The sequence below is a fragment of the Streptomyces sp. NPDC012888 genome, assembly GCF_042900645.1.
GTDB lineage: Bacteria > Actinomycetota > Actinomycetes > Streptomycetales > Streptomycetaceae > Streptomyces.
In genome coordinates this window covers 77,411-101,787 of the sequence record NZ_JBIBBM010000004.1, presented here as the reverse complement: position 1 = coordinate 101,787, position 24,377 = coordinate 77,411, and the positions used below count along the sequence as shown (strand labels likewise).

14 protein-coding genes are annotated in these 24,377 nt (G+C 72.6%); 6 read left to right on the top strand and 8 right to left on the bottom strand.

The window, feature by feature from the left end:
• Positions 1–161: 161 nt before the first annotated feature.
• The 4 genes from glgB to ACFY61_RS07830 all read right to left on the bottom strand — a co-directional run bounded on the left by glgB (position 162) and on the right by ACFY61_RS07830 (position 7,825).
• On the bottom strand, positions 162–2,489 hold the full coding sequence (glgB, locus tag ACFY61_RS07845; RefSeq protein WP_389468397.1) for a 1,4-alpha-glucan branching enzyme: 2,328 nt from the start codon (positions 2,487–2,489) through the stop codon (positions 162–164).
• Entirely contained in the window at positions 2,486–3,970 is a 1,485-nt protein-coding gene (locus ACFY61_RS07840; RefSeq protein ID WP_389468395.1) for a maltokinase, read from the bottom strand. The genes glgB and ACFY61_RS07840 overlap by 4 nt, the downstream gene beginning before the upstream one ends.
• 175 nt (positions 3,971–4,145) lie before the next feature.
• Positions 4,146–5,840: a maltose alpha-D-glucosyltransferase gene (treS, locus tag ACFY61_RS07835; protein ID WP_389468393.1), complete on the bottom strand. Its 1,695-nt coding sequence runs from the start codon at positions 5,838–5,840 to the stop codon at positions 4,146–4,148.
• On the bottom strand, positions 5,837–7,825 hold the full coding sequence (locus ACFY61_RS07830; protein ID WP_389468390.1) for a maltotransferase domain-containing protein: 1,989 nt from the start codon (positions 7,823–7,825) through the stop codon (positions 5,837–5,839). Before ACFY61_RS07830 ends, treS begins: the two co-directional genes overlap by 4 nt.
• 480 nt (positions 7,826–8,305) lie before the next feature.
• Here ACFY61_RS07830 and glgP point away from each other — a divergent pair, with 480 nt between their 5' ends.
• Positions 8,306–10,948 carry an alpha-glucan family phosphorylase gene (gene glgP, locus ACFY61_RS07825; RefSeq protein WP_389468388.1) on the top strand — a complete coding sequence of 881 codons (2,643 nt, stop codon included), beginning with the start codon at positions 8,306–8,308 and terminating at the stop codon, positions 10,946–10,948.
• Positions 10,949–11,126: 178 nt separating this feature from the next.
• Positions 11,127–11,873, top strand: coding sequence for a hypothetical protein (locus ACFY61_RS07820; RefSeq protein WP_389468385.1), 747 nt, complete (start codon positions 11,127–11,129; stop codon positions 11,871–11,873).
• A gap of 137 nt (positions 11,874–12,010) precedes the next feature.
• Here the strand turns inward: ACFY61_RS07820 and ACFY61_RS07815 are convergent, their stop codons facing one another.
• Positions 12,011–14,281: a M4 family metallopeptidase gene (locus tag ACFY61_RS07815; RefSeq protein ID WP_389468382.1), complete on the bottom strand. Its 2,271-nt coding sequence runs from the start codon at positions 14,279–14,281 to the stop codon at positions 12,011–12,013.
• A gap of 441 nt (positions 14,282–14,722) precedes the next feature.
• On the opposite strand from ACFY61_RS07815, the gene ACFY61_RS07810 reads away from it, so the two are divergent.
• Positions 14,723–16,198, top strand: a complete 1,476-nt coding sequence (locus ACFY61_RS07810) for a sugar transferase (RefSeq protein ID WP_389468380.1) — start codon at positions 14,723–14,725, stop codon at positions 16,196–16,198.
• Positions 16,199–16,212: 14 nt separating this feature from the next.
• Here ACFY61_RS07810 and ACFY61_RS07805 read toward each other — a convergent pair whose 3' ends face one another.
• Positions 16,213–17,163 carry a GDP-L-fucose synthase family protein gene (locus tag ACFY61_RS07805; protein WP_389468378.1) on the bottom strand — a complete coding sequence of 317 codons (951 nt, stop codon included), beginning with the start codon at positions 17,161–17,163 and terminating at the stop codon, positions 16,213–16,215.
• Positions 17,164–17,351: 188 nt separating this feature from the next.
• Between ACFY61_RS07805 and gmd the strand changes: the two genes are divergently transcribed.
• The 3 genes from gmd (at position 17,352) to ACFY61_RS07790 (ending at position 22,185) form a co-directional block, all read left to right on the top strand.
• Positions 17,352–18,365: a GDP-mannose 4,6-dehydratase gene (gene gmd / locus ACFY61_RS07800; protein ID WP_389468377.1), complete on the top strand. Its 1,014-nt coding sequence runs from the start codon at positions 17,352–17,354 to the stop codon at positions 18,363–18,365.
• Between the two features lie 264 nt (positions 18,366–18,629).
• Positions 18,630–21,413 carry a DNRLRE domain-containing protein gene (locus tag ACFY61_RS07795; RefSeq protein ID WP_389468374.1) on the top strand — a complete coding sequence of 928 codons (2,784 nt, stop codon included), beginning with the start codon at positions 18,630–18,632 and terminating at the stop codon, positions 21,411–21,413.
• A 76-nt stretch (positions 21,414–21,489) separates the two neighbouring features.
• On the top strand, positions 21,490–22,185 hold the full coding sequence (locus ACFY61_RS07790; RefSeq protein ID WP_389468371.1) for a hypothetical protein: 696 nt from the start codon (positions 21,490–21,492) through the stop codon (positions 22,183–22,185).
• A gap of 477 nt (positions 22,186–22,662) precedes the next feature.
• Here ACFY61_RS07790 and ACFY61_RS07785 read toward each other — a convergent pair whose 3' ends face one another.
• On the bottom strand, positions 22,663–23,787 hold the full coding sequence (locus tag ACFY61_RS07785) for a glycosyltransferase (protein ID WP_389468368.1): 1,125 nt from the start codon (positions 23,785–23,787) through the stop codon (positions 22,663–22,665).
• Positions 23,784–24,326 carry a WcaF family extracellular polysaccharide biosynthesis acetyltransferase gene (locus tag ACFY61_RS07780; protein WP_389468365.1) on the bottom strand — a complete coding sequence of 181 codons (543 nt, stop codon included), beginning with the start codon at positions 24,324–24,326 and terminating at the stop codon, positions 23,784–23,786. The genes ACFY61_RS07785 and ACFY61_RS07780 overlap by 4 nt, the downstream gene beginning before the upstream one ends.
• Positions 24,327–24,377: the final 51 nt, after the last annotated feature.

Below are 24,377 nucleotides of genomic sequence, written 5' to 3'. Positions count from 1 at the left end.
CCTCGCGTCACGGGGGTGGCGAGGGCCCCCCACCCGGGCCGCGGCCCCGGCCGGCCCCTTCGTGCTGCCGGGCGGCATCTCGGCCTCGCCGGCGTTCGAGGCGCGGGGGGCGGGACGGCGCCCCGGAGGGAGCCCGCGCCGCGCGCGGGCTCCCCGGGGTGTTACGGGCGGAACCAGAGGGTGGCCAGGGGCGGCAGGGTCAGCCGCAGGCTGGCCGGGCGGCCGTGGGCCGGCTCCGGCTCGGGGCGCAGCGGGCGCCCGTGCCGGATCCCGCTGCCCCCGTACCGCTCGTGGTCGGTGTTCAGCACCTCGCGCCACGCCCTCGGCCCGTCCGGCACCCCGAGCCGGTACCCGTGCCGCACCACCGGGGAGAAGTTGCTGACCGCCAGCAGCGGCGAGCCGTCCGCCGCGTACCGCAGGAACGCGAAGACGTTGTCCTCCGCCGCGTCCGCCTCCACCCACGCGAACCCGTCCGGCACGGAGTCCCGCTCCCACAGCGCCGGCGCCGCCCGGTACTCCCGGTTGAGGTCGCCCACCAGGGTCCGCACGCCCCGGTGGTCGCCCGCCGCCGAATACGACGGGTCCAGCAGCCACCAGTCGGGCCCGTGCGCCTCGGACCACTCCGCCCCCTGAGCGAACTCCTGCCCCATGAACAGGAGTTGCTTACCGGGGTGGGCCCACATGAAGCCCAGGTACGCCCGGTGCGTGGCCCGCTGCTGCCACCAGTCCCCGGGCGCCTTCGACACCAGCGCCCGCTTGCCGTGCACCACCTCGTCGTGCGAGATCGGCAGCACGTAGTTCTCGCTGTACGCGTAGACCATGCCGAAGGTCATGTCGTGGTGGTGGTACTTGCGGTGCACCGGCTCCTTGCCGACGTAGCGGAGCGTGTCGTGCATCCAGCCCATGTTCCACTTCAGGCCGAAGCCCAGGCCGCCGCCGTCGGTGGGCCGGGTCACCCCGTCCCAGGCGGTGGACTCCTCCGCGATGGTCACCACGCCCGGGCAGCGCCGGTACACGGTCGCGTTCATCTCCTGGAGGAAGGCCACCGCGTCGAGGTTCTCCCGGCCGCCGTGCTCGTTCGGCGCCCACTCGCCGTCGTTGCGCGAGTAGTCGAGGTACAGCATCGAGGCGACCGCGTCGACCCGGAGGCCGTCCACGTGGAACTCCTGGCACCAGTACACCGCGTTGGCCACCAGGAAGTTGCGGACCTCCCGGCGGCCGTAGTCGAACTCCAGCGTCCCCCAGTCGGGGTGGGCCGCCCGCCGCGGGTCGGAGTGCTCGTAGAGCGGGCGCCCGTCGAACTCGGCCAGCGCCCAGTCGTCCCGCGGGAAGTGCGCCGGCACCCAGTCGACGATCACCCCGATCCCGGCCCGGTGCAGCGAGTCGACGAGGAAGCGGAAGTCGTCCGGGCCGCCCATCCGGGAGGTCGGCGCGTAGAACCCGGTCACCTGGTAGCCCCAGGACCCGCCGAAGGGGTGCTCGGCCACCGGCATCAGCTCCACGTGCGTGAAGCCCAGCTCCCGCACGTACGCGGGGAGCTGCTCGGCCAGCTGCCGGTACGACAGCCCCGGCCGCCAGGACGCCAGGTGCACCTCGTACACCGAGAACGGCGACTGGTGCGGCTGACGGCCGCCCCGTGCCGCCATCCACTCGGCGTCCTGCCACTCGTACCGGCTCTCCGTGACCACGGAGGCGGTGGCCGGCGGGACCTCGGTGCGCCGGGCCATCGGGTCGGCCCGCAGCGTGTGCGAGCCGTCCGGCCGCGCGATGTCGAACTTGTACAGGGCGCCGTCCCCGACCCCCGGCAGGAACAGCTCCCACACCCCGCTGGCACCCAGCGAGCGCATCGGCTGCCCGACCGGGTCCCAGTAGGAGAAGTCCCCGGCGACCCGCACCCCCTGGGCGTTGGGCGCCCACACCGTGAACCTGGTCCCGGCCACGCCCTGGTGCTCCATCGGGCGGGCCCCCAGCGCCGTCCAGAGCTCCTCGTGCCGGCCCTCGCCGATCAGGTGCAGGTCGAGATCGCCGAGCGCGGGCAGGAACCGGTACGGGTCGTGCACCTCGATCTCGTCCCGGTCGTACGTCACCAGCAGCCGGTAGTCCGGCACCTCGCGCAGCGGCAGCAGCCCCGAGAACAGGCCGTCCCCGTCGTCGTGCAGGGGCGTCCGCAGTCCCTTCGCGACGACGGTCACCGACCTCGCGTGCGGGCGCAGCGCCCGGATGGCCACCCCGCCGCGCAGGGTGCGCGCGCCCAGCACCGCGTGCGGGTCGTGGTGGCGTCCCTCCAGCAGCCGGGCGCGTTCCTCCGCGCCGAGCGCGGGCGCGGGCCGGACCTCCTTCCCGGGCCGGGCCGCGGGCTCCTTGCGGGCCCTGGGCGTACGGGCGGCTTTGCGTTCGGCCGGGGCTCCGGCGGGCACGGCCCCCGCCGCGGTGGCGGCGGGAGCGGGGGCGGGCGGTGACGGCGGCGACGGCTGACGGGCGGCGCTCACGTGTGCGGCCTCCTCGGGGGCTGCGGGCGGGGGTGGGGGCTGGCGGGCCCCGGAGCGGGGCCCGGTGCGGGGGCCCGCTTGGCGGCCGGGCGCTCGCGTTCGGAGAGGCGGCGGATGGCCGCCAGGGGGACGTGCAGCCAGTCCGGGCGGTGGCGGGACTCGTAGCGGGCCTCGTACACCGCCTTGTCCGTCTCGTACGCCCGCAGCAGCACCTGGTCCTCGCGGGGGTCGCGGCCGGTGGTGCGGGCGTAGCCCTCGCAGAACGCGGCCCGGCAGTCGTCGGACCAGGTCAGGGCGTAGGGCTGGTGGGAACGGGCGGCGTAGTCGAAGGAGCGCAGTATCCCGGCGATGTCCCGGACGGCGGGTTCGGGGCGGCGGCGTTCGGCCAGCGGCCGGGCCGGCTCGCCCTCGAAGTCGATCAGGGACCAGCTGCCGTCGGCGGTGCGCAGGGTCTGGCCCAGGTGCAGGTCGCCGTGGATCCGCTGGGCGGGCACGCCGTGGCCGCGGGAGGCGGCGAGGGCGTCGAAGGCGGCCCGCAGCCCGGCCTCGTACGGCAGCAGGGCAGGGACCTCGCGGACCGCGGCGGCCAGCCGGGCCGTCATCCCGGCGGCCAGCCGGGCGGTGCGCTCGGGGTCGAGGGTCACCGTGGGCAGGGTGTCGGCGAGGGCGCTGTGTACCTCCGCGGTGGCCCGGCCCAGGGCGTGCGCCTCGGCGGTGAACGGGGCGCCCGCGCGGAGCCGGCGCAGCGCCAGCTGCCAGCCGTCGTCGGAGCCCCGGAGGTAGGGCTGGAGGACGCCCAGGGTCAGCGGGTCGGAACCCGGCCGGCCGTCGCCGAGCGGTCCCAGGGGCAGGTCGGCCTCGTACCAGGCGACCGGGGCGGGCACTCTGGCGCAGCCGGCGGCGGCCAGCGCTCTGGGCAGCTCGAGGTCCGGGTTGACCCCCGGCCCCACCCTGCGGAACACCTTGAGGATGTACGAATCCCCGTAGATCAGCGAGGAGTTTGTCTGCTCGCCGGAGAGCGGACGGGGTGGCAGCGCGGCCGGGATCAGCGCGGCGGGGTCCCGGTCGAAGCGGAGCGGGCCGAGGTTGCCGGGGGAGCGCAACCGTTCCAGCAGCAGCGAGGCCAGCCGCGGGTCACCGAGGCCCTCGTAGACGAACTGGCCGGCGTACGGGCCCTCTTCGGCCAGCCCGATCAGGGCGGGCGCGAGGGCGGGCGGCAGGGCCGGCCGGACGCCGAGCAGCAGCTGGTAGCAGTCGCCGTCCACGTCCACCAGCAGGTGGAGCAGGCCCGGTACCACGCGGGGCGGAAGCAGGTCCGCCGCCGAAACCATTCTGACCCGGCGGATGGCGCGGCCCTTCCCGGCGAACCAGCGCTGGCGGGGCAGCCAGGCGCGGAGCATGGGCTCCAGGGGTCCGAGCCGGTCGGCCGCGAGGCGGCCATGGCCACTCATGCGGCTCCGGGCGGATGCAGCCTCCGACATGGCGTCGCGTCCTTTCCCCGGGCCGTCACGTGAATGCGCAGAATCCGCAGAGTGTCCCGGATCGCGAGAGATGCTTCTCCGGTGGTGTGCGAGTGTCGGGTCAGGATGATCCGTACAGGGGCGGGTCATTGACCCGTTCGAGCGACCCGCCCCGGGGTCCTGCCGGCGCGGACGGTCAGTCGGCGCGCAGCCGGAACCAGTAGAAGCCGTGACCGGCCAGGGTCAGCAGGTACGGCCATTCGCCGATGGGCGGGAACCTGACGTCACCCGTGAGTTCCACCGGGATCCGCCCGTTGAACGACTGCAGGTCCAGCTCCGTCGGCTGCGCGAAGCGGGAGAAGTTGTGCACGCAGAGCACGAGGTCGTCGCCGTACTCGCGGAGGAACGCCAGCACCGCCGGGTTGGATGACGGCAGTTCGGTGTACGACCCGAGACCGAAGGCCGGGTTGGCCTTGCGGATCTCGATCAGCCGGCGGGTCCAGTGCAGCAGCGAGGAGGGCGAGGACATCGCGGCCTCGACGTTGGTCACCTGGTACCCGTAGACCGGGTCCATGATGACCGGCAGGTTCAGCCTGCCCGGATCGCAGGAGGAGAAACCGGCATTGCGGTCCGGGGTCCACTGCATCGGGGTGCGGACCCCGTCGCGGTCGCCCAGCCAGATGTTGTCGCCCATGCCGATCTCGTCGCCGTAGTAGAGGATCGGCGAGCCGGGCAGGGACAGCAGCAGGGCGGTGAACAGCTCGATCTGGTGCCGGTCGTTGTCGAGGAGCGGGGCGAGGCGGCGGCGGATGCCGATGTTGGCGCGCATCCGCGGGTCCTTGGCGTACTCCGCGTACATGTAGTCGCGCTCTTCGTCCGTGACCATCTCGAGGGTCAGCTCGTCGTGGTTGCGGAGGAAGATCCCCCACTGGCAGCGCGCCGGGATCTCCGGCGTCTTGGCGAGGATCTCCGAGACCGGGTAGCGGCTCTCCCGCCGGACCGCCATGAAGATGCGCGGCATCACCGGGAAGTGGAACGCCATGTGGCATTCGTCGCCGCCGGAGCGGAAGTCGCCGAAGTAGTCGACCACGTCCTCCGGCCACTGGTTGGCCTCGGCGAGCAGCACGGTGTCCGGGTAGTGCGCGTCGATCTCCTTCCGCACCCGCTTGAGGAAGCTGTGGGTGCGGGGGAGGTTCTCGCAGTTGGTGCCCTCCTCGGCGAACAGGTACGGCACCGCGTCCAGCCGGAACCCGTCGATGCCGAGGTCCAGCCAGAACCGCAGGGCCGAGACGATCTCCTCCTGGACGGCCGGGTTCTCGTAGTTGAGGTCCGGCTGGTGGGAGAAGAACCGGTGCCAGTAGTACTGCTTGCGGACCGGGTCGTACGTCCAGTTCGAGGTCTCGGTGTCGACGAAGATGATCCGGGCGTCCTGGTACTGCTTGTCGTTGTCCGCCCACATGTAGTAGTCGCCGTACGGGCCGTCGGGGTCGCTGCGGGACTGCTGGAACCACTCGTGCTGGTCGCTGGTGTGGTTCATGACGAAGTCGATGATCACCCGCATGCCGCGCTGGTGGGCGGCGTCGACGAACTCGACGAAGTCGGCCAGGTCGCCGAACTCCGGGAGCACCGAGGTGTAGTCGGAGACGTCGTACCCCCCGTCCCTCAGGGGGGAGGCGAAGAAGGGCGGCAGCCAGAGGCAGTCGACGCCGAGCCACTGGAGGTAGTCCAGTTTGGCGGTCAGCCCCTTGAGGTCTCCGACCCCGTCCCCGTTGCTGTCGTGGAAGGAGCGGACGAGGACCTCGTAGAAGACCGCCCGCTTGAACCAGTCGGGGTCGCGGTCCCTGGCGGGGGTGTCCTCGAAGGTGTCGGGGACGGGATCGTTGATCATCATGTGGTGGGTGACCCTCCGGTGGGCGGGGACGGTCGCAGGACGGTCAGTACGTGCGCGGGGGTCCGGCCCGGCTCCAGCCGCACGTAGTTCGCCCTGCCCCAGTGGTAGGTCTCGCCGGTGAGCTCGTCGCGCACCGCGAGGGACCCGTGCCATTCGAGGCCGAGTGCCGGCATGTCCAACGAGACTGTCGCCTCATGGGTGTGGTGCGGATCGAGGTTGACGACCACCAGTACGGAATCGCCCCCGCTGTGCTTCGAATAGGCGATCACCTGGTCGTTGTCGGTCGTGTGGAAGTGGATGTCCCGCAGCTGCTGGAGCGCGGGGTGGCGGCGGCGGATCAGGTTCAGCGTGGTGATCAGCGGGGCGATGGTCCGGCCCCGGCGGTCCGCGCCGGCCCAGTCCCGCGGCCGGAGCTGGTACTTCTCCGAGTCCAGGTACTCCTCGGAGCCCTCCCGCAGCGGCGTGTTCTCGCACAGCTCGTAGCCCGCGTACACGCCCCAGGTGGGCGAGAGCGTGGCGGCCAGCACCGCCCGGGCCTCGAAGGCCGGCCGGCCGCCGGTCTGCAGGTACTCGTGCAGGATGTCCGGGGTGTTCACGAAGAAGTTCGGCCGCATCACCGCGGCGGAGTCCCCGGCCAGCTCGGTCAGGTACTCGGTGAGCTCCTGCTTGGTGTTGCGCCAGGTGAAGTACGTGTAGGACTGCTGGAAGCCGACGGCGGCCAGGGCGCGCATCATGGCGGGCCGGGTGAACGCCTCCGCCAGGAAGATCACGTCGGGGTCGGTCCGGTTGATGTCCGAGATCACCTTCTCCCAGAACACCACCGGCTTGGTGTGCGGGTTGTCGACCCGGAAGATCCGCACCCCGTGCTCCATCCAGAACCGCAGGATGCGCAGGGTCTCCGCGACGATGCCCTTCATGTCCGTGTCGAAGTGCAGCGGGTAGATGTCCTGGTACTTCTTCGGCGGGTTCTCCGCGTACGCGATGGTCCCGTCGGCCCGGTGCCGGAACCAGTCCGGGTGCTTCTCCACCCACGGGTGGTCGGGCGAGCACTGGAGCGCGAAGTCCAGCGCCACCTCCAGCCGCAGCTCACGCGCCCGGCCCACGAAGTGGTCGAAGTCCTCGATGGTGCCGAGATCGGGGTGGACGGCGTCGTGCCCGCCCTCCGGGGAGCCGATCGCCCACGGCACGCCCACGTCCCACGCCCCGGACGACAGCGAGTTGTTGGGGCCCTTGCGGAAGGTGGTGCCGATGGGGTGCACCGGCGGCAGGTACACCACGTCGAAACCCATCGCGGCGATCGCCGGCAACCGCTCGGCGGCGGTCCGGAACGTGCCGCTGACCGGCGGCATCCCCTCCTCCACCACCGCGCCCTCGGACCGCGGGAACATCTCGTACCAGGACCCGAACAGCGCCCGCTTCCGCTCCACCAGCAGGGCCAGCGGCTTGGAGGTGGTCACCAGCTCCCGGTAAGGGCGGCGCGCGAAGGCGGCGTCCACCGCGGGGGTCAGCGCCGCCTCCAGCCGGGCCAGCGGGTCGCCCTCCTCGCGCATCGTGTCGGCGGCGGCCAGCACGTCGAGCCGCCCGTCCTTCTTCGGGATCCGGGCGGCGGCCCGCTCGTACAGCTCGGCGCCCTCCAGCAGCATCAGCTCGACGTCGATGCCGGCCGGGATCTTGATCCGGGCGTGGGCCCGCCAGGTGGCGACCGGATCGCTCCACGCCTCGACGGTGTAGGTCCACCTCCCCTCGGTCCCGGCCGAGATCCGGGCACCCCAGCGGTCGCTACCGGGAGCCAGCTCCCGCATCGGGACCGGCGGCCGCAGCCGCCCGCTGGGATCCCTGAGCAGCACATGGGCGGCGATCGCCTCGTGTCCCTCGCGGAACACGGTGGCGGACACCTCGAATACCTCGTCCACGACCGCTTTCGCGGCTCTTGCGCCGCAGTCGACGGCAGGGCGGACGTCCAGCACGGGAATGCGACCGATCATGATGGATTCACCTGGGGGAGGTTCGCAGGGCTCGGTGACAACGGTTCAGCCGGTTGTGCACGCTCTGTTCGCTCTGTTTCTAGCCGCTCGGCAGGCGGCTGGGCTGCGGGCATGGCCGCTCCTGTCCGCGTTCACTCGGGTGGCGGGAAGGGGAGGAGTGCGGGTTGCCGTGCGCTGTACCCGGGGAGCCCTTCCCACTCCCGGGCCCGGCAATCGTGGCGGTTGGTTAACTACTCGTACGTAGTCCCGTGCGCAAGGTGACCGATCGACGGGATCCGGCCGAGATCCGCCCCGACCCTCCGCGGCTCGACCGCCGGCCCGGCTCCGGCGGCCCGGCTCCGCCGGCTCCGGAGGCCGCGGCGGCCCCCGAGGCCCCGTGGCGGGACCGGGGTGACACCCCCTAGCCTTCCGGGGGTGATGAAAGGGTGCACAGCGTGGTGCGTCCGCTCCCATACGTAAACGCCTGCGAAGGTGGAACGCGTGAAGGCTATCCGTCGATTCACCGTGCGTCCCGTCCTCCCCGAGCCCCTGCTGCCGCTCGCCGAACTGGCGCGGAACCTGCGCTGGTCCTGGCACGCCGAGACCCGGGAACTCTTCCAGAGCGTCGATCCGGAGGGCTGGCAGGCCGCGGGCGGGGACCCCGTCCGGCTGCTGGCAGCCGTCCCGGACGACCGATTGCAGACACTCGCCCACGATCGGAGGTTCCTGCGGCGGCTCGGCACCGTGGCCGCCGACCTCGACGACTACCTGACCGGCGAACGCTGGTACCAGCAACACCAGAACGGACCCGAACTCCCCGCCGCCGTGGCCTACTTCTCGCCGGAGTTCGGCATCACCGCCGCCCTGCCCCAGTACTCCGGAGGCCTCGGCATCCTCGCCGGGGACCACCTCAAGGCCGCGAGCGACCTCGGCGTCCCGCTCATCGGGGTGGGACTGCTCTACCGCCACGGCTACTTCCGCCAGTCGCTCTCCCGCGAGGGCTGGCAGCAGGAGCACTATCCGGTCCTCGACCCCAACGAACTGCCCGTCTGCCTCCTGCGCGACGCCGACGGCGTGCCCGCCCGCGTGAGCCTGAAACTTCCGGGCGGACGGGCTTTGCACGCGCACATCTGGCAGGCCCGGGTCGGCCGCGTCCCGCTGCTGCTGCTCGACTCCGACGTCGAGGGCAACGACGGCGCCGCCCGCGAGGTGACCGACCGCCTCTACGGCGGCGGCAGCGACCACCGGCTCCTCCAGGAGATGCTGCTCGGCATCGGCGGGGTCCGCGCGGTCCGAACGTACTGCCGGATCACGGGTCATCCCGGGCCCGAGGTGTTCCACACCAACGAGGGACACGCCGGATTCCTCGGACTCGAGCGCATAAGGGAACTCGCCGGTGAGTCCGGGCTCGGCTTCGACGCCGCCGTCGAGGCGGTCCGGGCCGGAACCGTGTTCACCACCCACACGCCCGTGCCCGCCGGCATCGACCGGTTCGACAAGGGCCTCCTAGCCCGCCACTTCGGCGACGGCGCCGAACTCGAAGGCGTCCCCGTCGACCGGATCCTGGAACTCGGCGCCGAGACCTACCCGGGCGGCGACCCCGGGGTCTTCAACATGGCCGTCATGGGCCTGCGGCTGGCCCAGCGGGCCAACGGCGTCTCCACCCTCCACGGCGCGGTCTCGCGCGAGATGTTCGCCGGACTTTGGCCCGGATTCGACCCCGCCGACGTCCCCATCACCTCCGTCACCAACGGCGTGCACGCCCCCACCTGGGTCGCCCCCGAGGTGATGCGCCTCGGCGCCCGGCAGATCGGCGCCGGACGCGCCGAGGACGCCCTCTCGGTGGGCGGCTCGCAGCGCTGGGACGCCGTCGCGGACATCCCCGACCAGGACGTCTGGGACCTGCGGCGGGTCCTGCGCGAACAACTGGTGCAGGAGGTGCGGGAGCGGCTGCGCGCCTCGTGGAAGCAGCGCGGGGCCGGCACCGCGGAACTCGGCTGGGTCGACTCCGTGCTCGACCCCGACGTGCTCACCATCGGCTTCGCCCGGCGGGTGCCCTCGTACAAGCGGCTCACCCTGATGCTGCGCGACCCGGAGCGGCTGCGCCGGCTGCTGCTCGACCCGGAACGGCCGGTGCAGATCGTGGTCGCGGGCAAGGCCCACCCCGCCGACGACGGCGGCAAGCGCCTGGTCCAGGAACTCGTCCGGTTCGCCGACGACCCCCGGGTGCGGCACCGGATCGTCTTCCTGCCCGACTACGGCATGGCCATGGCGCAGAAGCTGTACCCGGGCTGCGACGTCTGGCTGAACAACCCGCTGCGCCCCCTGGAGGCCTGCGGCACCAGCGGGATGAAGGCTGCCCTCAACGGCTGCCTCAACCTGTCGGTGCTGGACGGCTGGTGGGACGAGTGGTTCGAGCCCGACTTCGGCTGGGCCATCCCCACCGCCGACGGGAACGCCACCGACGAGGACCGGCGGGACGACCTGGAGGCGGCGGCGCTGTACGAACTCGTCGAGCGGCGGGTGGTCCCGCGGTTCTACGACCGCTCCGGCGCCGGCGGGCTGCCCGCCCGGTGGATCGAGATGGTCCGCCGCACCCTCGTCTCGCTGGGCCCGAAGGTCCTCGCCGGGCGCATGGTGCGGGAGTACGTGGAACGGCTGTACGCGCCGGCGGCGCTCGCCCACCGGGCCCTGACGGCGGACGCGGCGCGGGAACTGGCCGCGTGGAAGGGCCGGGTCCGCGAGGTGTGGCCGCGGGTGTCGGTCGGGCACGTGGAGGCGCTGGCCGCCGCACCGGTCAACGGCACCGCGGAACTCGGGGCCACCCTCACCCTGCGGGTGCAGGTGGCGCTGGACACCCTCGGGCCCGACGAGGTGGAGGTCCAGGCCGTGGCGGGCCGGGTGGACGCGCAGGACGTCATCGCGGACGCCCGTACCTTCCCGCTCAAGCCGGCCGGCGGGCCGGACCTGGAAGGCCGTTGTCTGTACGAGGGGCCGCTGGTCCTCGACCGCACCGGCCCGTTCGGCTACACCGTGCGGATCCTGCCCGCGCACCCGCTGCTCGCCACCCCCGCCGAACTCGGCCTGGTCGCCGCCCCGCCGGAGACCGGCGCCGGGACCGGCAGCGGGGTCCTGCTGCGCTGAGGGGCGCCCCGCCCGGCGGCGTCACCGCCGCCGCCGGGCGGGTGCCCGACCGGGCCTCTCCGGGTGAACCTCCGAACACCCCCGGGTAGAGAAACGTTCCTCCGGAACCCTCCGCTCCTACGCTCCGTCCCGGATGCCAACCGGACCGGCACCCATCCCGGAAGAACGGAACCCCCCCATGCGTCTTCGCACCACGGCGGCAGCTTTCGCAGGCGCCTTCGCCCTGGTCCTCCCGGTGTCGGGCCAGGCGTTCGCCGACGGCGGCGGCACCCTCAACTACACCTTCCTCGACGACGGCCGGGAGCGGCGCGCGCAGCTCCGGCCCGCCGCGGTCGGCACCTGCTACCTGCTGAACGGGACCTCCCCGCGGCGCCCGGCGGTGGAGGCCTTCAACAAGACGGACCTGGCGGCGCTGCTCTTCGACAACGACGCGTGCGCGGGGGACCCGGTGGCGGTGGCCGAACCCCGCTCCGGTGCCGAGGGCTTCGAGGCCGTCGCGGTCCGCTTCGAGCCGGTCCGGGACAAGCCGCGGCCGCCGCGGGACCGTGAGGACGAGGCGGTCGACGAGGTGGACGAGGTGGACGAGGTCGACGACGGCCGTGAGCACGGGGGCCACGAGCGCGACGACTCCGGCCCGGCGGACGCCGGGCAGGGCGGCGGGGACCACCGGGAGCCCGGGAACGGGCACGGCGACGCGGAGGACGCCGACGACGACGGAGACGTCGACGACGCGGGCCACGCGGACGACGCGGAGGACGCCGACTACGCCGGCGACACGGAGGCGCCCGACTGGGACGGGGCCGGCGACGCGGAGGAGGACGAGGAGGACTACGCCGACGAGGAGAAGCGGACCGGCACCCGGACCGCGTCCGCGTCCCGCAACCCCGCGGACGTCTTCGACGTGATCTTCCGGAACGTCCCCTGACCCGGCGGCTCACCCGCACGTAGGGCGCGGCCCGGCGTCCCGCCCGGGCGCCGGGGCACACGCACACGGCGGAACGGCCCGGGGACCATCGGTCCCCGGGCCGTTCCCGGTCCTGCGCGGTGCTGGGCGGAAGCGGATCAGAAGGTCAGCTTCCAGCTGTTGATGTAGCCGGTGTCGATGCTGGCGAGGTCGGCCACGCGCAGCTTCCAGGTGCCGTTGGCGACCTCGGAGGAGGCGTTCACGGTGAAGGACTGGACGATGTTGTCCGCGCTGCCGCCGGAGCGGTTGCGCAGGTTGTAGACGGTGCCGTCGGGGGCGACCAGGTCCACCCGGAGGTCACCGACGTAGGTGTGGACGATGTTGACGTCCACCTTCAGGGTGCTCGGGGCGTTGCCCGTGCGGCCGGCCACCGTGATCGGGGACTCCACCGTGGAGTTGTCCGCGATCTGGTAGTCGTTGGTGTTCTCGAACACGCTCGGCTGGCTGGTGCCCACGGTCCAGGTGAAGGACGCGGTCCCGCTCTTGTTCGCCGAGTCGGTCACCGTGACGGTCACGTTGGAGGTGCCCGCCGTGGTGGCGGTGCCCGAGATCAGGCCGGTGGAGGCGTTGATGGACAGGCCGGCCGGCAGGCCGGTCGCCGCGTAGCTCAGCGCGCCCGGGTTGGTGCTGGTGGCCTGGACCTGGAGGCTGACCGCCGAGTTGATCTGGGTGTTCTGGTTGGCGATCGGCTGGACCGTCACGCCGTCGGTGATGCGCGGGCCGACGTTGACGGCGGCCCAGGCGTTGGCGACGTTGTTGTAGACCGTCGAGCCCTGGCCGTACAGGTCGGCGGCGGCCCTCAGGGTCTGGACGCGGGCGTCGGCGTAGTTGGTGTTGGACTTGAAGTAGCCGACCGTCAGGGCGCGGAACCAGATCTTCGAGGCCGCGTCGCGTCCGATCGGGGTGACCGGCAGGCCGTCGGAGGTCGGCGAGTCGTAGCTCACGCCGTTGACGACCTTGGGGCCGGAGCCCTCGGAGGCCAGGTAGTACCAGTGGTTGGCCGGGCCCGAGGAGTAGTGGACGTCGATGGAGCCGATGCCGGAGTACCAGGCGTCCTTGGAGGAGCCGTCCCTGCTCGGCTTGTCCATGTAGCGCAGCGGGGTGCCGTTGCCGCGGATGTCGATCTTCTCGCCGACCAGGTAGTCGCCGACGTCCTGGGCGTTGTTGGCGTGGAACTCCACGGCCGCGGCCATGATGTCGGAGGTCGCCTCGTTCAGACCGCCGGACTCACCGCTGTAGGTCATGTTGCCGGTGACCGAGGTGAGGCCGTGGGTCATCTCGTGGGCGGCCACGTCGATGGAGGTGAGCGGCTTGTTGTTGCCCTCGCCGTCGCCGTAGGTCATGCAGAAGCAGGAGTCCTGCCAGAAGGCGTTGACGTAGGCGTTGCCGTAGTGGACCCGGGTGTACGGGGCTACGCCGTCGTTGCGCAGGCCGTTGCGGCCGTGCACGTTCTTGTAGTAGTCCCAGGTCACCGCGGCGCCGTAGTGGGCGTCGGCGCCGGCCGTCTCCAGGTTGGAGGGCAGGCCGTTGCCCCAGACGTCGTCCGGGCCGGAGAAGAGGGTGCCTGTGCCGGACGTGCCGCGGTTCAGGTTGTACGTCTTGTGCGCGCCGCGGGCGCCGTCGGTCAGGTTGTACGAGCTGCCCGACTGGGTGGTGCCGAGGGTGACCTGGCCGCTGTACATGGTGTTGCCGGTGCCGGTCTCGACGGCCTGCCACTCGGTGATCTTCGCGCCGGTCCGGGCGTCGGTCACCACGTGCAGCTCGTTGGGCGTGCCGTCGTGCTGGAAGCCGCCGACCACGGTCTCCCAGGCGAGGACGGGCGCGCCGGTGGCGGCCCAGATCACCTTGCGGGCGTTCCGGGAGGCCTTGGTCTCCTTGGAGCCCTCGGCCTTCGCCGCGGAGAGCGCCTGGCTCTCGGCGGCGGCCGGGGTGACGGCCGCGTCGGTGGACGCGACCTTGATCTCGTGGTTGGTCGCCTTGGTGACGCTCTTGGTGACGCCGCCCTTGGCGTGGACCGTCAGGTCGCCGCCGAGGACCGGCAGTCCGGCGTAGGTGCGCTCGTAGGTGGTGTGGGTGGTGCCGTCGGCGTCCTTGACGACGTCGCGGACGACCAGCTTCTCCTGGTTCCCGAGGCCGAGGGCCCGGGCCGCCTGGGCGGTGGTGGAGTTCGCGTCGGCTATGAGCGTCGCACGCTCGGAGGGGCTGAGCTGGAGGGCGGCCGCGCCCGGGTTGGGCTGGGCGGCCTGGCGGGCCTGCGACGCGGTGGCGTCGGCGCTGGCGCTGCTGGTCTGCACGCCGACGGCGAGCAGGGCCGCCGCGGCGATGAGGGCGCCGGCCGCGGTGGCACGCCTGTGGGGGGTGGGACTCAACGCAGACTCCTTCTGCAAGGGGGGTCCGGAGGGCTGGGTGGGCCTCCGGGCAGAACAGGGCTGTGCGAGGGCTGTGCGAAGGCTGTGCGAATGACGTGCGAGTGCTGTGCGAAGAACGGATCGAAGAGTGCCAGCTCCCGACCGAACTGTCAGGGGCGCGTCAAAAGGTTGGCTGGAAATGGTTCGTTGACCGAGATGTCAGGTCCGATATCCGAACCGTTCACATTCGTGTGCGTTGGGGCGGCCGGCGCCCGGGTCCGTCCGGAATCCGGAATGAGGGATGCCGTTTCCTAACGAACGGACAACAAGAGGCCGCGTTGAGGCAAACGGCATTTACCGTACGGACGTTTGTCGTACTGTTCTCCGGTGCGACAGATGTCCGCCGTTTGGGGAAGCCGCGGACACTCGCCTCCGTCATATGACCAGGTGCCAGGGGGGCCCATGAGGCATGTCCGTGTTCCTGCGCGAAGAGTGACCGCAGCGGCTCCTGACGCCGGTGCGCCGCCGCGCCGCCTCGGGGACAAGGCCCGCTGGTACCTGCCCGCGGCCCTGGCCGCGGACGTCCTGGGCGCCGCCGTGCCCGTCGCCCTGGTCTTCCAGGCGGCGCAGCAGGCGCGCCCGGTGTACTGCGCCGCCGGTGCCGCGCTCGCCTGGGTGAGCGTACAGGCGCTTCGCCGACGCTACGCGAACCGGGCGCTGGGGGAGTCCCGCGGGGTCCTTCCCGTGCTGCACGACTGGCTGATTCTGATCGGCGTCCTCGCCGTCGCGCGGGCCGCCACCGAGGAGAGCACGCCCCGGCTGGCCGCCCTCGGCGCCCTGCTGCCCGCGCTGCTCATCACCGTCGCCTGCCGCAAGCTCACTTACCGGCACCTGTCCGCCGCCCGCCGCGAGGCCCAGGCGGTCAGCCGGGTCCTGGTGATAGGGGAGCCCGGCACCGCCGAAGAGGTCATCGGCCACCTCGCCGCGCGCACCGACCACCCCTACGTGGTCGTGGGCGTGGTCCCGGTCGGCGACGAGGCGCTCACCGGCGGGGTGCCCGTCGCCGCCCGGCTCGGCGCCGAGGCGCCCGTCGTGCCCGGCGGGGACGCCGACGCCGTCCTGGACGCCGTCCGCCGCCACCACGCCGACCTGGTGCTCGTCGCCCCGGGCGCGCGGATCGCCGGCGAGCGGCTGCGCCGGGTGGCCTGGGCCCTGCACGACGCGGGCCTGGAACTCGCCGTCTTCCCCGGGCTGGTGGAGGTCTCGCCGAAGCGGCTGGAGACCCTGTCGGCCGGCGGGCTGGCGGTGCTGCGGGTGGCGCCGCCGGTGCGGCGCGGGCTCCAGCCGGTGCTCAAGTCGGTGCTCGACCGGACGGGCGCGGCCCTGGGCCTGCTCCTGCTGTCCCCGCTGTTCCTGGGTGTCGTCGTCGCCGTGCGCCTCGACAGCAGGGGCCCGGCCTTCTACCGCCAGGAACGCATCGGGCGCGACGGCGAGCGGTTCGTGATGTGGAAGTTCCGCACCATGGTGGTCGACGCGGACCGGCTCAAGGCGGACCTGTCCGCGGCCAACGAGAACGACGGCCTGATGTTCAAGATGCGCCGCGACCCCCGGGTCACCCGGGTCGGCCGGCTGCTGCGCCGGACCTCGCTGGACGAGCTGCCTCAGCTGTTCAACGTGCTGTCGGGCCACATGTCCCTGGTCGGGCCGCGCCCGCCGCTGCCGGAGGAGGTGGCGCAGTACGACGAGGTCGAGCTGCGGCGGCTCGCGGTGCGGCCGGGCATGACGGGGCTGTGGCAGATCAGCGGCCGGTCCGACCTGTCCTGGGACGAGACGATCCAGCTCGACCTGCAGTACGTCGACAACTGGTCGTTCACCAGCGACGTCGACGTGATGGGCCGTACGTTCCGCGCCGTCGTGGACGGGCGCGGAGCGTACTGAGCCCCATGCAGCGATCAGTTCTCGCGGGACTCCAGCCACCACCGGTAGGTGGAGGCGATGCCGTCCCGCAGCGGGACGCCCGGCTTCCAGCCGAGCGAGGTCAGGCGGGACACGTCCAGCAGCTTGCGCGGGGTCCCGTCGGGCTTCGAGGTGTCCCAGGCCAGCCGCCCGGTGAAGCCGGTGACCTCGGCGACGGTCTCCGCGAGCTCCCTGATGGTGAGGTCCTCGCCGCAGCCGATGTTGACCGGCTCGTCGCCGTCGTAGTCGCGCAGCAGCACGGCGCAGGCCGCGGCGAGGTCGTCCACGTGCAGGAACTCCCGGCGCGGGGTCCCGGAGCCCCACAGCGCGACCTCCTCGCGGCCCTCGGCCGCGGCCTCGTGGAACCGGCGGATCAGCGCGGGCAGGACGTGCGAGCTCTCCAGGTCGAAGTTGTCGCCCGGACCGTAGAGGTTGGTGGGCATGGCGGAGATGTACGCGGCCCCGTACTGCTTCCGGTACGACTGGACCTGGACGATGCCGGCGATCTTGGCCAGGGCGTACGCCTCGTTGGTGGGCTCCAGCGGGCCGGTCAGCAGCGCGTCCTCGCGGATGGGCTGCGGGGCGAGCTTCGGGTAGATGCACGAGGAGCCGAGGAACAGCAGCCGGGGCACGCCCGCGGCGTGGGCGCCCGCGATGACGCTGAGCTGGATCTGGAGGTTCTCCTCCAGGAACTGCACCGGGTAGGTGCTGTTGGCCATGATCCCGCCCACCTTGGCCGCGGCCAGTACGACGGCGTCCGGCCGGACCTCCTTCAGGAACGCGGCCGTGGCGGCGGCGTCCCGCAGGTCGAGCTCCGCACGGCTCCGGGTGATCACCTCGTGGCCGTCGGCGGTCAGCCGGCGCGCGACGGCGGACCCGACGAGGCCGCGGTGGCCGGCGACGAAGACACGGGCGTGCGGGGGCAGGTACGACTCCGGATTTGTCATACCGCCGATAATGCCAGTGCCTCCGGCCGTCCGGGCGCGTGGCCCGGGCCCGCGGCCCCGGCCCGGCCGTACCCGCGCGGGCGAGGCGCCGCGCGGGGTCACACGTACCATGCGGGGACCCGCACGGGCCGCAGCGCGGGCGGGAGCCCGCAGATCACGAACCACGACAACCCCCGGGGGGAACCCGCATGAGCAAGACCGCGCTGATCACCGGAGTCACCGGCCAGGACGGCTCGTACCTGGCGGAGCTGCTGCTCTCCAAGGGCTACACGGTGCACGGCCTCGTGCGGCGCTCGTCCAGCTTCAACACCGAGCGGATCGACCACGTCTACCAGGACCCGCACACCGAGAACCGGTCCTTCGTGCTGCACCACGCCGACCTGTCCGACGGGGTGGCGCTGGTGAACCTGCTGCGCGACATCCGGCCCGACGAGGTGTACAACCTGGGCGCCCAGTCCCATGTCCGGGTCTCCTTCGACGCCCCCCTGTACACCGGAGACGTCACCGGCCTCGGTGCCCTGCGCCTGCTGGAGGCCATCCGTGCCTCGGGCGTGGACACCCGGATATACCAGGCCTCGTCCTCGGAGATGTTCGGCTCCACCCCGCCGCCGCAGAACGAGCAGACCCCGTTCCACCCGCGCAGCCCGTACGGCGCCGCCAAGGTCTTCGCGTACTGGACCACGGTGAACTACCGCGAGGCGTACGACATGTTCGCCGTGAACGGGATCCTCTTCAACCACGAGTCCCCGCGCCGCGGCGAGACCTTCGTGACCCGCAAGATCACCCGCGCGGTCGCCCGGATCAAGGCCGGCCTGCAGGAGCACCTGTACCTGGGCAACCTCGACGCCGTCCGCGACTGGGGCTACGCGCCGGAGTACGTGGACGCCATGTGGCGGATGCTCCAGCAGGACGAGCCCACCGACTACGTGGTCGCCACCGGCGTCGCCGCCACCGTCCGCGAGTTCGTCGAGGCCTCCTTCGCGCACGCCGGCCTCGACTGGCAGGAGCACGTCCGCTACGACGCCAAGTACGAGCGGCCCAGCGAGGTCGACGCCCTCATCGGCGACGCGAGCAAGGCCCAGGAGCTGCTCGGCTGGAAGCCGACGGTCCTGGTGGACGAACTGGCCCGGATCATGGTGGACGCCGACGTCCGCCAGGTGCAGGACCAGCTCGCCGGAGCCACCGTCCGCATCGACCGCTGAGGCCCGCCGGCCGGGACCGGCGGCCGCGCGTTACCCGCAGTACCTTACGATTTACATGTCCCGGTCATCCCTCACCAGGGCTGACCGGGGCAAACCTGCCGTATGTCCGGAAAGCGCCCGCCACGCTGAACCTCGTTGATTCCAAGTTGGTATGCAATGGGTCAAGTGAGGTGACCGGGCCCCCGTCCAAGCCCTAGTCTGCGCCCGTACATATGGCTGTCGTACAAATCCAGCCATTCGACCGGGCTTTGCCCTGGGGGGCTCATGCGTAGATCCAGAGGGCTGACTGCTGCCCTCGTCCTGTCACTGGCCGGGGGCGGCGTAGGCGTCGGCCTGGTGCTGATGCCGCAGGCGTCCGCCATCACCCAGCCGGTGGCCTTCACCGCCGACGCGCTGCCGACCTGGCAGACCAACGGCATCGTGTTCGCCATGGCCGAGGCCGAAGGCACGGTGTTCGCCGGCGGCACCTTCTCCGCCGTACTGCCCCCCACGGGCTCCAAGGCAGGATCCGAGCAGGAGGCGGTGAACTTCGTCGCCCTGGACGCCGCGACGGGCGCCCCCACCTCCTGCAAGCTGTCGTTCACCGTCGGCGACGGCAGCGCCACCGTCCGGGCCCTCGCGGTCTCCAAGGACAAGAAGACCCTCTACGCGGGCGGCTACTTCGGCGCCGTCAACGACACCCCGGTCAGCAGCCTGGCGGCGATCGACATCGCCACCTGCACGCCCAAGGCCGACTTCCACCCGTCCTTCCCCGCCACCGTGCGGGCCCTGGCGGTCACCGAGGACACCGTCTACGCCGGTGGCGACTTCGGCACCGTCGAGGACCAGACCCGCGAGCGGTTCGCCGCCGTGGACGCCACCTCCGGCGCCCTGAAGCCCTTCAAGGCCAACGCGGACGAGCCCGGACGCGCCATCGAGGTCACCCCCGACGGCAAGCACGTCCTGCTCGGCGGCGACTTCTTCACCGTCAACGGCTCCAACAGCCACGCGCTGGCCGTCATCGACGCCGCCTCCGGCGCGGTGAAGAAGACGTACAACAACATCCCGAGCAACTCGGTGGTCAAGGACATCTCCACCGACGAGACCGGCTTCTACACCGGCAACGAGGGCTCCGGCGGCGGCGTCTTCGACGGCCGCATCGGCCTCAACCTCAGCGACTTCAGCGAGAAGTGGCGGGACCGCTGCCTCGGCGCCACCCAGTTCGTGCTGCCCTACGACGGAGTCATCTACAGCTCCTCGCACGCGCACGACTGCTCCACCGAGCGGGAGTTCCCCGACGGCAAGCGCCACTTCCTGCTGGCCCAGCCCGCCAACCACACCGGCGCCGCCCCGGCGCCCGTCGACGGCTTCGTCCGCGGCCCGGGCAAGCTCGGCTGGCACCCCACCGCCAACGACGGCCTCGGCGAGGGCATCGGCCCGCGCGTGATGGCCGTGGCGGAGAAGAACGGCGTCAAGTACATGTGGGTCGGCGGTGAGTTCACCCTCATCAACGGCGTCGAGCAGCAGAGCCTCACCCGCTTCGCCTCCACCGGCGACGTCGGCGCCCCGACCACCCCGGTCGTCAGCGCCGCCAGCGTCAAGCCCGGCGAGGTCCAGGTCCGCTGGCGGACCAGCTACGACGCGGACGACAGCAAGCTGACGTACCGCATCTACCGCAACGGCTCGGCCACCCCGATCGCCTCGGTCGCCGCCAGCTCGCTGGAGTGGGAGCGCCCGCAGGCCTCGTGGAACGACACCACCGTCCAGGCCGGCCAGTCCTACAGCTACCGGGTGACCGCCACCGACGCCGCCGGCAACACCAGCGCCCTGTCGGCCACCGCCTCGGTGACCGTCCCGACCGCGGTCCAGTCGTACCCGAACCAGGTCCGCGCGGACGGCGCCGAGCTGTACTGGCGCTACGACGACTCGGTCAGCCCGTACGTCGCCGACTCCTCGGAGAACGGCAACCGCAGCGGCGTCCAGGTCAACGCCCCGGCGCTGAAGCAGACCCCCGGCGCGGTCACCGGCTCCAGCACGGCGATGGGCTTCAACGGCACCAGCCAGAAGCTGCACAGCGACCGCCGGCAGGAGGGCGTGGGATCCGCCTTCACCCTGGAGACCTGGTTCAAGACCGGCACCTCGCGCGGAGGCAAGCTGATCGGGTTCGGCAACAACACCACCCGTAACAGCGGCTCGTACGACAAGCACGTCTACATGACGAACAGCGGCCGGCTGGCGTTCGGCGTCTACAACGGCTCCGCCCGCACCATCACCACCGGTCTGTTCGACACGTACAACGACAACAAGTGGCACCACGTCGTCGCGACCTCCGGTCCGGCCGGCATGGCGCTCTACGTCGACGGCCAGCTCAAGGGCACGGCCCCCGTCACCAACTCGACCGTCACCTGGGGCTACTGGCACGTCGGCGGCGACCAGCTGAGCGGCTGGCCGAACCGCCCGACCAGCAACTTCTTCGCCGGTCAGCTCGACGAGACGGCCGTCTACCCGAGCGCGCTCAGCTCGGCCCAGATCAAGAACCACTACGACCTGGCCAAGGCGCCCACGGACACGGTGACCGAGGTCTCCGCGACCGAGGACACCTACATCAACCAGGGCGCCCCCGGCACCGCCTACGGCTCGTCGAGCTCGCTCGCGGTGCGCGGCACCTCGGCGTACGAGACGTACCTGCGCTTCGACCTGCCGGCGGCCCCCGCCGGGCAGGTGCTGAAGTCGGCCACGCTGCAGATCAAGACCACCACGCAGGCGGGCGCCGGCACGGCCGACAAGATCTCCGTGGTCCCGGTCACCGGCACCTGGAGCGGCGCGGCCACCACGTACAACACCAAGCCGACCCTGGGCACCACCCCGCTGGGCTCCGTCACCGGCGTCGCGGACGGCTCCGCCGTCCACAACGTGCCGCTGGACACGGCGGCGGTCCAGGCGGTGCTCGGCAGCAGCTACAGCATGGGGCTGACCAGCACGGGCACCGACCCGCTGTGGATCTGGTCCAAGGAGGCCACGGCGGCGGAGGGCACTCCGCAGCTGATCCTCACCTTCGGCGCGAAGTAACTCGGCCGGACGAACACGGATGCGGGGCCGGCCGGCGGCCGGCCCCGCTTTCCATTCCAGTACCACGGGAGCCCTGATGTACCGACGCACGGCAGCGGCCGCTGTCCTGCTGGCCACCGCCGCCGCCCTGACGCTGACCGGGTGCGGATCGGACGGCGACAAGCCCGAGGCCGAGGCGAAGCCGAAGCCCCCGGCCGCCTCCCCGGTCCCCGACCCGGCGGACTCGGCGGCGCCCTCGGCGGGCGCGTCGTCCCCGGCCTCGCCGGACGCCAAGCCGACCGGGCCGGTGCTGCCGGACGCCAAGCTGACGCCGGCGACCGGCAGCTTCAAGGACAACGAGAAGAAGTACCTGTCCGGCCGGGTGCCGGAGAAGATGGACCCGGCGGCCGTGCTGCAGACCGGGCAGGAGGCCTGCCAGCGGGTCGAGCGTACGGCGAAGCGGGACAAGGACGCGGCGACCGCGTCGATCGTCGCCGGGGAGATCCCCAACGCCAAGGCCGCGATCACCCACCTCTGCCCGGAGCAGAAGCCGATCCTGGCGGCGGCGGAGAAGGGCTTCGGCGACGGCACCCGCAAGTCGCCGGCGGCGGGCACCTTCCGGGCGGTCAACCCGACGCCGGGCTGCGCCTGGCAGGCCCGGGGCAAGGACGGCGCGGTCCTCGCGTCGGGCCCCGACATGGGGGCGCAGCCGGGGGCCGCGGTCACGGCCAGGATCCCGGCCGGCACGGCGGAGTTCACCTCGACCTCCTGCTACGCCTGGCTCCCGGCCTGACCCACCCGAAGCCCCCGGCTCCCCGCCGAGCCGGGGGCTCCGCCATGCCCGGCCCCGGGCCGGCCTCCCGGCCGGAGCGGCGTCTGACCGGGCCCGGCCGGGGGCGGCGTTTCAGCCCGAGCGGCGTTTGAGCGGGCCCGGGCGGGGGTGCCGGGTGGGCTGTCGGAGCGGTGGCTTCGCCCGGGCGCGCGGGGCTCTGCCCCGCACCCCGCGCCTCAATCGCCGGCGGGGCTGGTTTTCCCGGCCCGGGGCCTTGTAGCCCGCGCGGCGTTCCGGCGGAGGCGTCGGGTTGGCCGTCGGCGCCGGGGTGGCGTTTCAGCCGGAGCGGCGTTTGAGCGGGTCCGGGCGGAGGTGCCGGTTTCCTGGCGGAGCCGGGGTGGCCTCCCAGCCCGAGCGGCGTTTGAGCGGGCCCGGGCGGAGGTGCCGGGTGCCGGCGGAGCGGTGGCTTCGCCCGCCCCGCCCCCGCCCGGCAGGGCGCTACCGCGCCGGCCCGAGGCCGGTGTAGACGGACAGCAGCGTGTCCAGGACCGCCGGCATGGAGAAGGACTCCGCGGCCAGTTCGCGCGCCGCCGCAGACGCCGCCGCGTTCACCGCCGGGTCCAGGAGCGACACGACCGCCGAGGCGACGCCCGCCGCCCCCGGGTCGACCGCCCGCCCCGCGCCCGCGTCGGCGATGTCGCGGGCCAGCCCGTTGGAGTGCGTCACCACCGACGGGACGCCCACCGACAGCGCCTCCAGCACCGACATCGGGAACGGCTCGTCCACCGACGGCAGCACGTACACGTGCGCCCGCCGCAGCTCCCGCAGGACGTCCTGCCCGCTCAGCGCCCCCGGCACGGACACCCGGTCGGTCAGCCCCAGCTCCGCGACGCGGCCCAGTACGGCGGCACGCTCGCCCTCGTCCGGGCCGGCCACCACGAACTCCGCCTCCGGGTGCGCCCGCAGGATCTCGGGGACCGCGTCCACGAAGTCCACCGGCCGCTTCCGCGCCTGCAGCCGCGCCGCGTACAGGATCCGCGGCGGCCCCGACAGCGGCGGCCGCTCCTCCTGCGCGGGCGTGCCGTTGACCAGCCGCACCGCCCGCGGCAGCGGACCGCCGACCACGGCCTCCAGGCCCTTCCGCTCGTGCCCGGTCAGGTACAGCACCGCGCCGGCGCCGCGCAGCAGCCGGCGGACCGCGACCGCGTCCAGCACCTTCGCCAGGGCCTTGTCGCTCGGGTCCACCATGCCGTGGGTCTGCAGCACCAGCGGCCGGCCGGCCCGCAGGGCAGCCAGCGCCACCGGCAGCGTCACCAGGTCCCGCGCCAGGTGCACGTGCACCACGTCCGCCCCGCGCACCAGCCGCCCCGCCCGCGCCAGCAGCGAAGGGGAGGTCATACCGCTGAAGCCCAGCCCGGGCAGCGGCCGGCGGGCCGGGAACAGCTGGGCGGGGACCCCTTCCACGTCGGTGGGCCAGGGGTCGCCGAAGTCCTCCCCGAGCGCCACCAGGCCCGCCTCGTGACCGCGTTCGCGCAGCCCCTTGGCCAGGTTCAGGGCCACGCGCACCGGACCGCCGAAAGCGTTCTGCGGCGAATGCAGCGTCACCGCGTGCAGGATCCTCACTTCGGCTCCTCCACCGCGCGGCGGGAGCCGTCCGCGGTCTGCAGGGTCAGTTCCGGCAGGTCCTTGTGGACCACGGCGCCCGCGCCGGCCACCGCGTGGCGGCCGACCGTCACACCGGCCAGCACGGTCGCCCGTGCCGCCACCCACGCGCCGTCCTCGACGGTGATGGGGGCGTTCCGGTACCGGAAGTCCGCGGCCCGGTGGTCGTGCGAGCCGGTGCAGAGCATCGCCTCCTGCGACACGCACACGTGCGCTCCGATGGTGACCGGCTCCAGGTTCAGCACCCACGCGCCCTCGCCGATCCAGCTGTGGTCGCCGACCTTCAGCTTCCACGGCCACAGCACCCGCACCTTGTGCCGGATGAACACGCCCTCGCCGATCTCCGCCCCGAACGCCCGCAGCAGGGCGACCCGCAGCCGGGCCGGGCAGAACCAGGCCATGAAGACGGTGTTCATCACGCCGAACCACAGCGCCTGCGTCAGGAAGCCGCGGCCCTTGTCGTAACCGGCCAGCGTGAAGGCCGTGAGATTGCGTGGCACATGCCCCCCAGATCGGTCGCCCCCGCCGGCGCCTCCCCGGGTGCCGCCCGC

Coding starts and splice junctions, on each gene's coding strand:
- ACFY61_RS07840 (WP_389468395.1), bottom strand. CDS start 3,970: ATGTCGGAGGCTGCATCCGCCCGGAGCCGCATGAGTGGCCATGGCCGC.
- treS (WP_389468393.1), bottom strand. CDS start 5,840: ATGATGATCAACGATCCCGTCCCCGACACCTTCGAGGACACCCCCGCC.
- ACFY61_RS07830 (WP_389468390.1), bottom strand. CDS start 7,825: ATGATCGGTCGCATTCCCGTGCTGGACGTCCGCCCTGCCGTCGACTGC.
- ACFY61_RS07820 (WP_389468385.1), top strand. CDS start 11,127: ATGCGTCTTCGCACCACGGCGGCAGCTTTCGCAGGCGCCTTCGCCCTG.
- ACFY61_RS07810 (WP_389468380.1), top strand. CDS start 14,723: ATGAGGCATGTCCGTGTTCCTGCGCGAAGAGTGACCGCAGCGGCTCCT.
- ACFY61_RS07805 (WP_389468378.1), bottom strand. CDS start 17,163: ATGACAAATCCGGAGTCGTACCTGCCCCCGCACGCCCGTGTCTTCGTC.
- gmd (WP_389468377.1), top strand. CDS start 17,352: ATGAGCAAGACCGCGCTGATCACCGGAGTCACCGGCCAGGACGGCTCG.
- ACFY61_RS07795 (WP_389468374.1), top strand. CDS start 18,630: ATGCGTAGATCCAGAGGGCTGACTGCTGCCCTCGTCCTGTCACTGGCC.
- ACFY61_RS07790 (WP_389468371.1), top strand. CDS start 21,490: ATGTACCGACGCACGGCAGCGGCCGCTGTCCTGCTGGCCACCGCCGCC.